Raw genomic sequence first — 9,714 nt, forward strand, 5'->3', positions numbered from 1 at the left:
TGCGGAGAGATTACTGCCTGTAAAAGCTCAATTGGTCTAAACCCTATTATCCCGAACATAGCAAGCATATGCTATGGAAACGACATATACACATCCTGAGCACATTAAACTTGCTATTATGGAAGTTTGATTTGTTTATTTTCTCTTGATTCTTTATATAAAACAATTGTGCTTCCAATTACTTGGACAATTTCAGCTCTCGCACCTTTAGCCAATTCTTCTGCAACTTCACGACGATCAAATTCACAGTTTTGTAGTACGCTCACTTTGAATAACTCACGAGCTTCTAACGCCTCTGCAATTTGTTTTACCATATTTTCATTTACGCCACCTTTTCCAACTTGAAAAATCGGTGTTAAGTGATGTGCTTTTGCACGTAAAAATCTTTTTTGTTTTCCTGTTAACATATAGTTAGCCTCCAAGCTTTCTCATTACTAATTGTTTCATTTTTTCGATATTCGGCATACGTCCTGTCCACAATTCAAATGCAAGTGCTCCTTGATAAACAAACATATCTATTCCATTCTGTACGATCGCTCCTTTAGCTTTCGCATCTTGCAGAAGCTTTGTCTCAAATGGATTATAAATAATATCCGAGACAATCGTCCCTTGTTTCAAAGATTGAATTTGCAACGGTGTATTTTGGATATGCGGATGCATTCCTATCGTTGTTGTATGAATGATAATATCATAATTCCCTTGTTCTTCAGTTGCTTGCTCTAATGAAAGAGCTTGCGATGTAATCTTTGCTTGGCATCCAGAGAGAAGATGATTTGCCTTTTCCACTGTTCGATTGGCAATATCAATTTCCTTTACACCTGCGTCTGCAAGCGAAAAATAGATAGCACGGCACGCTCCACCTGCACCGAGTAATAAAATACGCTTTTGATAAAGCGGCTCTTTACTAATCGATTGTAATGAACGAACATAACCAATTCCATCTGTATTATAACCAATTAGTTTTCCATCTCTATGAACTACCGTATTCACAGCACCAATTTGCTTTGCTAACGGATCAATTTCATCCAAGTATTTCATAATTGAAACTTTATGTGGAGTCGTGACATTAAATCCTGAAACTCCTAACGCCTTTAACCCTTTCACTGCTTCCCCTAATGTTTCTTCTTCTACAAGAAACGCATGATAATGAGCATCTATATTCAAGTGTTCAAATGCATCGTTATGCATGAGCGGTGACAATGAATGTCCAATTGGATTCCCGATTACACCATATAATTGTTTCATAAATCCCTCTCCATATTAAATTAAAGATTTACGTAATGAAACACTAACTCCTTTTGGTACATGAGCAACGATTTTTGCACCTGGCTCATTTACAGTCACCCATCCTAATCCAGAGAATACAACATCTGTTTTGGGCTCACGAATATTAAATTCATATTTCACAAGCCCAGGCATATTTTCTAGTTCTTCTGGAGTTGGTGGATTTAATAACTCCCCAGCATGTTTTTCATACAATTCATCTGCTTTTTCAAGTTTTGTACGATGAATTGGTAGACGATTTGATAAATGACAAGTGAACGCACGACGACCACCACTAATATAATCAAAACGTGCTAATCCCCCGAAGAATAATGTTTGTTCTTCGTTTAATTGGAATACCATTGGCTTAATTTCCTTCGTTGGTGTAATAAGCTTTAAGCTTTGCTTTCCAACGTAATGTGCCATTTGGTGGTGATTAATAATACCTGGTGTATCATATAAAGAAGATGTTTCATCTAATGGAATGTCAATTAAATCAAGTGTTGTTCCTGGAAAATGAGACGTTGTAATCACATTCTCAGTTTCTTCACTAAATTCTTTAATCATGCGATTAATAAATGTAGATTTCCCAACATTTGTACACCCTACAACGTATACATCCTTACCACCGCGGTACTGTTCAATCGCCTCAGCAAGCTCGCGAATACCTTGTCCTTTTGCTGCACTAATTAAAAAGACATCTTCTGGTTTTAAGCCCAGTTGCTTTGCACTATAACGCATCCAATGTTTTACTTTATCATGCTTTACTGACTTTGGAATTAAATCCGATTTGTTTCCAACAAGCAATACTTTGTTGTTCCCTACAAAACGATGTAAGCCTGGTAACCAACTACCATTGAAGTCAAAAATATCTACAATTTTGACAACAAGTGCGTCTGATTGTCCAATTCCATTTAAAATGCGCAAGAAATCATCATCTGTTAAAGACACATCTTGAATTTCATTATAGTTCTTTAAACGGAAACAACGTTGACAAATCACCTGTTCTTTTTCTAAAGATGAAGTTGGTGCATATCCAACTCCATTTTTATTTTCTGTTTGAATTTCTACACCGCAACCAATACATTTAATTGTTTCAGTCAAACTTTATTCCTCCCAGTTAATTAAACCTTTTTTCTTCATATTGCTCATAATTCTTCGTTCAATTTTTCGATTAAAGCGCGTTACTAGTCCATCTGTTTGTGCCACTGGCACGACTAAAATTGTATATAAACCAACGCGATTCCCGCCTAATACATCCGTTAACAATTGGTCCCCAATAACAACTACTTCATCCGCTTTTAAATTCATTTCTTGTATCGCACGTTTAAAAGCACGAACAAATGGTTTACGTGCGCTATGGATAAAAGGAATGCCAAGTGGATCTGCAAAATCCTTTACACGTTGCTCATTATTATTTGAAACGACCGTTACTTGAATGCCTTGCTCTTTCATTTTTAAAAACCATTGCTCAAGCTTAGGCGTTGCATTCGGACGATCCCATTCAATTAAAGTATTATCTAAATCAGTAATAATACCTTTGATCCCGCGTTTTTTTAAATCTTCCGGTTGAACATGATATACGTTTTTTACGTATTCATTAGGTAAAAATAATTTCAATTTCTTTCACCTCTTTGAGGAGTTTTCTTAAAATTTTTCGACAACATTTTTCGATAGCGAGCTTGTGGATAACATTGTACACATTTTCCACATTAATATTTCAGTTAATTCAAAATTTATCAACAACTCATACACACCTTATCCACGGTGATATGTGGATAACCAGTCGTTTGTGACTATCATAATTTTTTGATACAGTAGATGCAACAAAGAACCTATCCTTATTATCGGAGGTGACTCACCTTGAAAACGAAACATATGGAACAGTTATCTACTGAGTTACTCACTGAGTCTTATTATAAAGCAAAAGAACTAAAATTAAATCCTGACTTCATTTTACTTATAAAACAAGAAATCATCCGGCGATCATTAGAGGACAAGCTTGTCAAATCGTCTTGAGTACATATAGATTACTGCTTCGCCTGTAAAAAGAGCCATCCTCAAGATGGCTCTTTTATAAAATGAAACTTCCATCCGTGGGAACTTTTCACTCATCACATAAGTCCATCTAACTTCTTGGTGTCCTCACAAGTTTGTGATAAAACTTTTACTGCCCGTTACCATTAGATAAGCGCGTTGCGATTTTTTCACCAACGCGAAGTTCTTGGCCACTCGTTAATGTTGAAACAACTTCAACCATTCCTTTTTCAAACAGTAACACGACTGTTGAACCAAATGTAAAGTATGCCATCTCTTCACCTTTTTGAACAGTATTTCTTTCATGAAGAAGCTCAATACTATTTACAAACATAGCTCCTACTTTTACAAGCGCCATATGTTGTCCTTCACTATCGATCTCTGTGACAGAACGATAGTTCTTTGACAATGGTTCTTTTCCATATTTCATTCCTGCTGCGTTTACTGGATATGATTTTCTTCCAAGTACAAATCTCTCTGTCACAGCACCTGAGAGCGGGCTATGAATGCGATGATAATGACTTGGACTTAAATAAATAACCATATATGTACCGCCGGCATAGCGTCTTGCTCGCTCTTCATTACCTAGCATATCCACAAGCGAATACCGCTTACCTTTAATATCAAATGTTTTCGTTTCTTCAATAGGGCCATGATCAGCAAATACCCCATCAACAGGACTAACAATACTTGATGCCGCTGCATCTATTTCTCGTTTTCCTTCTTTCAACTTACGTGTAAATAATTCATGCAGCGTCTGGTATTCCTTTAAGTCCTTCTCCATCTCATCCTGATTCAATTGAAATGCTTTTGCATAAGATGAAATAATAATGGAACTTAAGCGAGACTGTGCAAATTTACGTAATATATAAGAAGTAAAACGCCCGTTTGTAAGTTCGATCATGAGTCGATATAATGTACGTCGCAAACCGCGAAACCTCCTAATAAGTCTTAATGTAACAATTAAGTTTAGCTTTCCCTTCTTTTCTTTCTATATCAGAAAGTGGTTTTTATATTCACTTATCATACATCGAGTCAGTCATATAAAAAGAAAAAACAAGTACTATTTCATTCTTAAATTCGTTAGCACCTTTTAATATTACAGATAGAACCCGTCATTTTCAACAGTGAACGTATATTTCTTCTTAGAGTTTCTTGTTTTATTCCCTTTTCATCAAAAGAAAAAACGGCTGCACTCGAGCTGCAACCGTACCACACACCTTTACGCTTTTCCCTTCTTTTCCTTCTCCGCACGAACAAATTCATGAAACATTTTCATCAGCGCTCGCTTCTCAATCCGGGACACGTAACTTCTTGAAATGCCTAGCGCTTTCGCAATTTCTCGCTGCGTTTTTTCTTTATCAAGACCAAGTCCAAACCTTTTTACAATCACTTCTTTCTCTCGTTCATCTAAAATATCGATATATTCCTTAATTTTTTCTAATTCCATGCTAAGCTGGATCATATCAATTACATCTTCGGATTCGGATTTTAAAATATCGATAAGTGATATTTCATTTCCTTCCTTGTCCTGTCCAATCGGGTCATGAAGTGAAACATCTTTTTTTGTTTTCTTCAGTACACGCAAATGCATTAAAATTTCATTTTCAATACAACGAGCTGCATATGTCGCCAGCTTCGTTCCTTTCCCCGCTGAATAACTCTCAATTGCCTTAATGAGCCCAATCGTTCCGATAGAAATTAAATCTTCCGAATCCTCACCTGTGTTTTCAAATTTCTTAACAATATGAGCCACAAGCCGTAAATTATGTTCAATTAAAAGATTTCTCGCATGAGCATCACCTTGCTCCATCAGCTCTAAGTACTTCTTTTCATCGTCTGATGACAATGGCTGTGGGAACGCATTGTTTTTAACATAAGAAACAAATACAAACACTTCGCGAATCATGTATCCAATTGCGGCGAATAGACTCAAACCCTTCACCTCCGCCAAAATAGTGGTCTTTACTATATGTATGTGGGCGGGGGGTTGTTTGTGTCTGTACCTACTTAAGAATAGAAATGCATAAAAAAACAGCAAGATTTCTCTAGCTGTTTTACTTCGTTTCACGATGCAATGTTACTCGCTTTAATCGTGGACAATATTTTTTCAGTTCAATACGCTCCGGATTATTTCGCTTATTCTTCTTCGTAATATAATTACGATCACCGCATTCTGTACAAGCTAATGTAATGTTTACACGCATATGTAGACCTCCTTTTCTCCAAAGATCGCAACTAAAACGTAACAATTACGATTTATACAATAAATGCTATTATTCTTTTTGTCAATTCACCCTTTTAACAATCATTCTAAAAAGACAAAAAACTGAAACAATTAGTTCATACGAAATTCACATCAATCCATTACTATTAGAATTGTACATAATCAATTTATTAACAATCCAATTTATTGATATATGAAAGCTAATTAGAAAGGAATTAAAAACAAATGAAAGCAAAATACCGTTTTATGATCTCATCATTTGCAGCATGCGCTTATATGATTTGGTATTTAGTATAATAAGCAACCTTATTTGCAAATATGAAAAGGTGTGTATATAAATGAAATATAATCAATCAACTGTTAACTATTGGAAAGCATTTGTATTACCTTATACATTCGCTTTAGAAGAGTTAAAAACAAAATTCGAAATTATGAACCGGGAAGCTCAATTCTTAGAGGACTACAACCCGTTTGAACATATAAAAACAAGATTGAAACAGCCTGAAAGCATCGTAAAAAAACTCGAACGCAAAAATTTAGCACCAACGATTGCAAATGCGCAAACACATTTGCAAGATATTATCGGCATCCGGATTACATGTTGCTTTGTGGAAGATATTTATCACTTAAAACAAGTCATTGAAAATCGTGAAGACATGGAAATTGTAGAAGTAAAAGATTACATTGCTAATCCAAAGCAAAACGGCTATAAAAGTTTGCATATGATTATTAAGTATCCACTAGCGCTAAATTCTGGTACAAAAGAAGTTTTTGCAGAAATTCAATTACGTACACTCGCTATGGACTTCTGGGCAAGTTTAGAGCATAAACTCTACTATAAATATGAGGGGAATATCCCCGATTATTTAAAAGATGAACTCCACGATGCTGCCATGAAAGCTGAAGAGCTTGATAATAAAATGGCAACCATCCGCCAAGATATTGATGAGATTGAAGCATGTTCAAATCAAATTTTACTACCATTATAAAAAGGTTCTCCTAATAAGAGAACCTTTTTATTTCTTTTCTACCGTCCGGACTTCTTCAATTTTCCAATGCTCATCTTCTTTTCCTAGCGCATACCGGATCTTTTTCTGAAGAGAGCTTCCACCATCTATTTCTTTTTCTTCTGTTTCAACAATGACAAAATTGCCTTTTGAACTTTTCACTTGAACACGATTCAACTCAATTCTCTTATTTTCTCGTTGAAACGCCGCTTCTTTTTGTGTTCGTAAGTCTTCGGCGCCAACAATTTTACCCGAAAACAAAGCCATATGTTGATCGAAATTTTTTTCGTTTGTCGTCTGCACAAACGTCTCTATTACATTCCGAATTTCTTTCTCTTCTTCTGGTGTTACATGTACCTTCGTTTCTTGTTTTACCGTTACCTCTTTCTTTTCTATATCTTTCTGCTTCGTTTCTTGCTGAAATTGACAACCCATTAATAATAACCCAGCTAGAGCAGAAGCCCCTATTTTCTTAACAAAGTTTTGCATCCTTTATTCCTCCAAAAAAGAAAAAACGAGGCGAAATGCCTCGCTTTCCTTCACAATTAGCGTCTGCCTTTATTAGGGTCACCGCCACCAACAATATCGAAGACACGTTTTGCTAAATTTGTATTTTCTTGAACACCAGAGAATAGATATTTACCTGGTCCAAATGCATATACGTTCACATCTTCACCCGTATGTCCACCTGTTGTCCAGCCTGTAAATGAACGTTTATTGAAGATTTCTTCAATCGCATTATCGATTTTCGTTACATCTTTTGATGGAGCAATGTCATTCACGGATTTAATTTCTTCTGTTGTTAATTGTAAATCAATGTATTTTTTCAACGTTTCTTCTACATTTGCACCTTTTGCAATTTCATTTGCCATAAAGTCTGGTGTACGTTTCGCAGCTTTAATTGCATTTGCATTAAAGTTATATTCACCGTTTACACCAAGAGAGAATCCACCAGTAGAATGATCAGCTGTTGCAATCACTAATGTATGTTTATCTTTTTTCGCAAATTCAATTGCTGCTTTAAATGCTTTCTCAAAGTCTTCCATTTCACTCATCGCACCAACTACATCATTATCATGGCCAGCCCAGTCAATTTGACTACCTTCTACCATTAAGAAGAAACCTTTATCGTTTTTATTTAAACGATTGATTGCTGCATTTGTCATTTCTTCTAACGAAGGTGTTTTTTCATTACGATCGATCATTTTATCTAAGCCACCTGGTGCAAATAAACCAAGAATTTGATCACTTTTATCATTTAATAATTGCTCACGATCTGTTACATAGCTATAACCAGACTTCTTAAATTCTTCTGTAAGATTTCGATCTTTTCTTACAAAGTTATTCACGCCACCACCAAGAAGAACATCTACTTTATGTTTCCCATTAATTTTCTCATCAAAGTAATCATTTGCAATTGCATCCATATTTTTACGGCTTATATCATGCGCTCCAAAAGCAGCTGGCGTTGCATGTGTAATTTCAGAAGTTGCAACTAAACCTGTTGATTTCCCTTGCTCTTTTGCTTGTTCAAGTACTGTTTTCACTTCTGCCTGATCATTATCAACCGCGATTGCTGCATTGTATGTTTTCACACCTGCTGACATCGCTGTTGCCGCTGATGCAGAATCTGTAATATTTTGATGCTCATCTTCTGGATATGTCTTTTGTGTTCCTACAAGATGATTATCAAATTCTGTCGATTCCATTTCAAACGTCTTTGGATTGTCTTTCATATAACGATGAGCAGTCATATACGAAGGTCCCATGCCATCCCCAATTAAAACAATTACATTCTTAATTTTTGAATCACTTGCTTTTCCATCCGCTTTAATTACATCTGAACGTGTTACGCCCCACGTTACTACGGAAGTAAGTGCTAACGATGTGACAACTGCAAATGGCCATGCTTTCTTCATAAACTTTTTCACTTTTTTTGTCCCCCTAATACGTTATTAAGTTCCCTATACCCAATTTAAAGGAAGACTATTAAGGAAAAGTTAGTTATATGTAAATATTTTGTTAAGTAATGTAAATTTTAGTTATAATTTGTATATCTTTGTCTTATATCATTAAGCTTTATCACCTTTACAAAATGAAAAGAAACTAGTATGGATTTTTCAAAATTAAAAATTACGGCTTTACATTCTCTCTGTTTATGACTATGTATTCATTTTTTTCATGGTAAAATATTTCTACTAGATTAGAAATGTGGTGATTCAATATGCAAATACAAAAACTAAATAATTCTAGTATTTCACAGCTCATTTCTCTTTGCGAGGCTGTTGGATGGTTACAGCCTCAATTATTTATGCGAAAGCAATTTGAAATGTACCTGTCAATCGGAAGTCTATTTGGCTATACACAGAACGAAAAACTGATTGCTACTGGTGGGGTATTCCCTTCCGAATCTGGATTTTCTTCTATCGGTATGTTAATGGTTCACCCCAACTTTCAAAAACAAGGACTTGGCCATTCTTTACTCGATTTTTGTGTGCAACAAGCGCCTACTTCTCTCCCAGTTATACTCATCGCAACAGATGCTGGTGTGCCCTTGTACCAAAAATACGGCTTTACGACAATTACAACAATCCATCGCTTTGAAAAATTTGTTACAAATACATCTACGAATCTCTCTCATTTAAAGCAAATTATACAAGATGATCTTAGTTCTCTCAATAAGCTTGATAAAACCGCAACAGGTACGCATCGTCCAAACCATTATTCAATATTACTAGCTAGAGCAGCACTCACATTTAAAATTGAAAGAAACCACAGGATAGAGTCTTTTGCATTATGTATCCAAAAAGGGGATGTACTGTGCATTACCCCATGCCCATCAACTTAAGAGTAGAATCAAAATGAACTTTCGTTCATATAAACAAAAAAACTCTTAAAATATTTTGTGTCCTTAAAAATGAGCATACCAAATAAACCTAGATAGGTATCGTTTTCAAAGTTATGCAGCTTTCTTTTGTTTACTCAATCCATTATACTCATAGACAACACCCAAAATATCAAAGACTGTTTTCTTATCGTATCGATGAGATTTCCGGCCATTCTTCTGGAGTAAGTGGAACAGGCGGATTAAAATCTTTGTTATTTCTTACGATTAGTCAACCTATATTTTTAGATTTTTGATGAACTGGATATCACAAAATGTAGGTATCCATTCTCATA

Annotated in this window: 12 protein-coding genes and 1 pseudogene; 3 read left to right on the forward strand and 10 right to left on the reverse strand. The window is 35.4% G+C overall.

Going from position 1 to position 9,714, the window contains the following annotated elements; genetic code table 11:
• Positions 1-116 precede the first annotated feature (116 nt).
• The 4 genes from yhbY to JDS96_RS09725 are packed head-to-tail and all read right to left on the reverse strand — an operon-like array spanning position 117 to position 2,883.
• Positions 117-407, reverse strand: a complete 291-nt coding sequence (gene yhbY / locus JDS96_RS09710; RefSeq protein WP_003200592.1) for a ribosome assembly RNA-binding protein YhbY — start codon at positions 405-407, stop codon at positions 117-119.
• A 4-nt stretch (positions 408-411) separates the two neighbouring features.
• Positions 412-1,245 (reverse strand): shikimate dehydrogenase, encoded by an 834-nt coding sequence (gene aroE, locus JDS96_RS09715; RefSeq protein ID WP_018765862.1) that lies wholly within the window; start codon positions 1,243-1,245, stop codon positions 412-414.
• A gap of 15 nt (positions 1,246-1,260) precedes the next feature.
• Positions 1,261-2,367 (reverse strand): ribosome biogenesis GTPase YqeH, encoded by a 1,107-nt coding sequence (yqeH, locus tag JDS96_RS09720; RefSeq protein WP_003200588.1) that lies wholly within the window; start codon positions 2,365-2,367, stop codon positions 1,261-1,263.
• A 3-nt stretch (positions 2,368-2,370) separates the two neighbouring features.
• Positions 2,371-2,883: a YqeG family HAD IIIA-type phosphatase gene (locus tag JDS96_RS09725; protein WP_003200585.1), complete on the reverse strand. Its 513-nt coding sequence runs from the start codon at positions 2,881-2,883 to the stop codon at positions 2,371-2,373.
• Between the two features lie 243 nt (positions 2,884-3,126).
• Here JDS96_RS09725 and sda point away from each other — a divergent pair, with 243 nt between their 5' ends.
• Positions 3,127-3,282 carry a sporulation histidine kinase inhibitor Sda gene (sda, locus tag JDS96_RS09730; protein WP_000850094.1) on the forward strand — a complete coding sequence of 52 codons (156 nt, stop codon included), beginning with the start codon at positions 3,127-3,129 and terminating at the stop codon, positions 3,280-3,282.
• A 148-nt stretch (positions 3,283-3,430) separates the two neighbouring features.
• Here the strand turns inward: sda and JDS96_RS09735 are convergent, their stop codons facing one another.
• The 3 genes from JDS96_RS09735 to rpmG form a co-directional block, all read right to left on the reverse strand.
• The gene (locus JDS96_RS09735) at positions 3,431-4,228 is read right to left on the reverse strand and encodes a phosphatidylserine decarboxylase (protein WP_199666681.1); all 798 of its coding nucleotides are present in this window, start codon (positions 4,226-4,228) and stop codon (positions 3,431-3,433) included.
• A gap of 294 nt (positions 4,229-4,522) precedes the next feature.
• On the reverse strand, positions 4,523-5,236 hold the full coding sequence (gene sigK / locus JDS96_RS09740; protein ID WP_018765865.1) for an RNA polymerase sporulation sigma factor SigK: 714 nt from the start codon (positions 5,234-5,236) through the stop codon (positions 4,523-4,525).
• A 121-nt stretch (positions 5,237-5,357) separates the two neighbouring features.
• Entirely contained in the window at positions 5,358-5,507 is a 150-nt protein-coding gene (rpmG, locus tag JDS96_RS09745; protein ID WP_001265619.1) for a 50S ribosomal protein L33, read from the reverse strand.
• Between the two features lie 358 nt (positions 5,508-5,865).
• Between rpmG and JDS96_RS09750 the strand changes: the two genes are divergently transcribed.
• Positions 5,866-6,516: a GTP pyrophosphokinase gene (locus JDS96_RS09750; RefSeq protein ID WP_003200578.1), complete on the forward strand. Its 651-nt coding sequence runs from the start codon at positions 5,866-5,868 to the stop codon at positions 6,514-6,516.
• 27 nt (positions 6,517-6,543) lie between these two features.
• Here JDS96_RS09750 and JDS96_RS09755 read toward each other — a convergent pair whose 3' ends face one another.
• Entirely contained in the window at positions 6,544-7,023 is a 480-nt protein-coding gene (locus JDS96_RS09755; protein WP_006095975.1) for a Cif family virulence factor, read from the reverse strand.
• Between the two features lie 56 nt (positions 7,024-7,079).
• Positions 7,080-8,465 carry an alkaline phosphatase gene (locus tag JDS96_RS09760; RefSeq protein ID WP_199666682.1) on the reverse strand — a complete coding sequence of 462 codons (1,386 nt, stop codon included), beginning with the start codon at positions 8,463-8,465 and terminating at the stop codon, positions 7,080-7,082.
• 293 nt (positions 8,466-8,758) lie between these two features.
• Here JDS96_RS09760 and JDS96_RS09765 point away from each other — a divergent pair, with 293 nt between their 5' ends.
• Entirely contained in the window at positions 8,759-9,382 is a 624-nt protein-coding gene (locus JDS96_RS09765) for a GNAT family N-acetyltransferase (protein ID WP_242479884.1), read from the forward strand.
• Positions 9,383-9,493: 111 nt separating this feature from the next.
• Here JDS96_RS09765 and JDS96_RS09770 read toward each other — a convergent pair.
• Positions 9,494-9,640 (reverse strand): annotated as a pseudogene (locus JDS96_RS09770) (IS4 family transposase); the annotation flags it as partial.
• Positions 9,641-9,714: the final 74 nt, after the last annotated feature.

The sequence above is a fragment of the Bacillus cereus group sp. N21 genome, assembly GCF_016483395.1.
GTDB lineage: Bacteria > Bacillota > Bacilli > Bacillales > Bacillaceae_G > Bacillus_A > Bacillus_A pseudomycoides.

Coding starts and splice junctions, on each gene's coding strand:
- yhbY (WP_003200592.1), bottom strand. CDS start 407: ATGTTAACAGGAAAACAAAAAAGATTTTTACGTGCAAAAGCACATCAC.
- aroE (WP_018765862.1), bottom strand. CDS start 1,245: ATGAAACAATTATATGGTGTAATCGGGAATCCAATTGGACATTCATTG.
- rpmG (WP_001265619.1), bottom strand. CDS start 5,507: ATGCGTGTAAACATTACATTAGCTTGTACAGAATGCGGTGATCGTAAT.
- JDS96_RS09750 (WP_003200578.1), top strand. CDS start 5,866: ATGAAATATAATCAATCAACTGTTAACTATTGGAAAGCATTTGTATTA.
- JDS96_RS09755 (WP_006095975.1), bottom strand. CDS start 7,023: ATGCAAAACTTTGTTAAGAAAATAGGGGCTTCTGCTCTAGCTGGGTTA.
- JDS96_RS09765 (WP_242479884.1), top strand. CDS start 8,759: ATGCAAATACAAAAACTAAATAATTCTAGTATTTCACAGCTCATTTCT.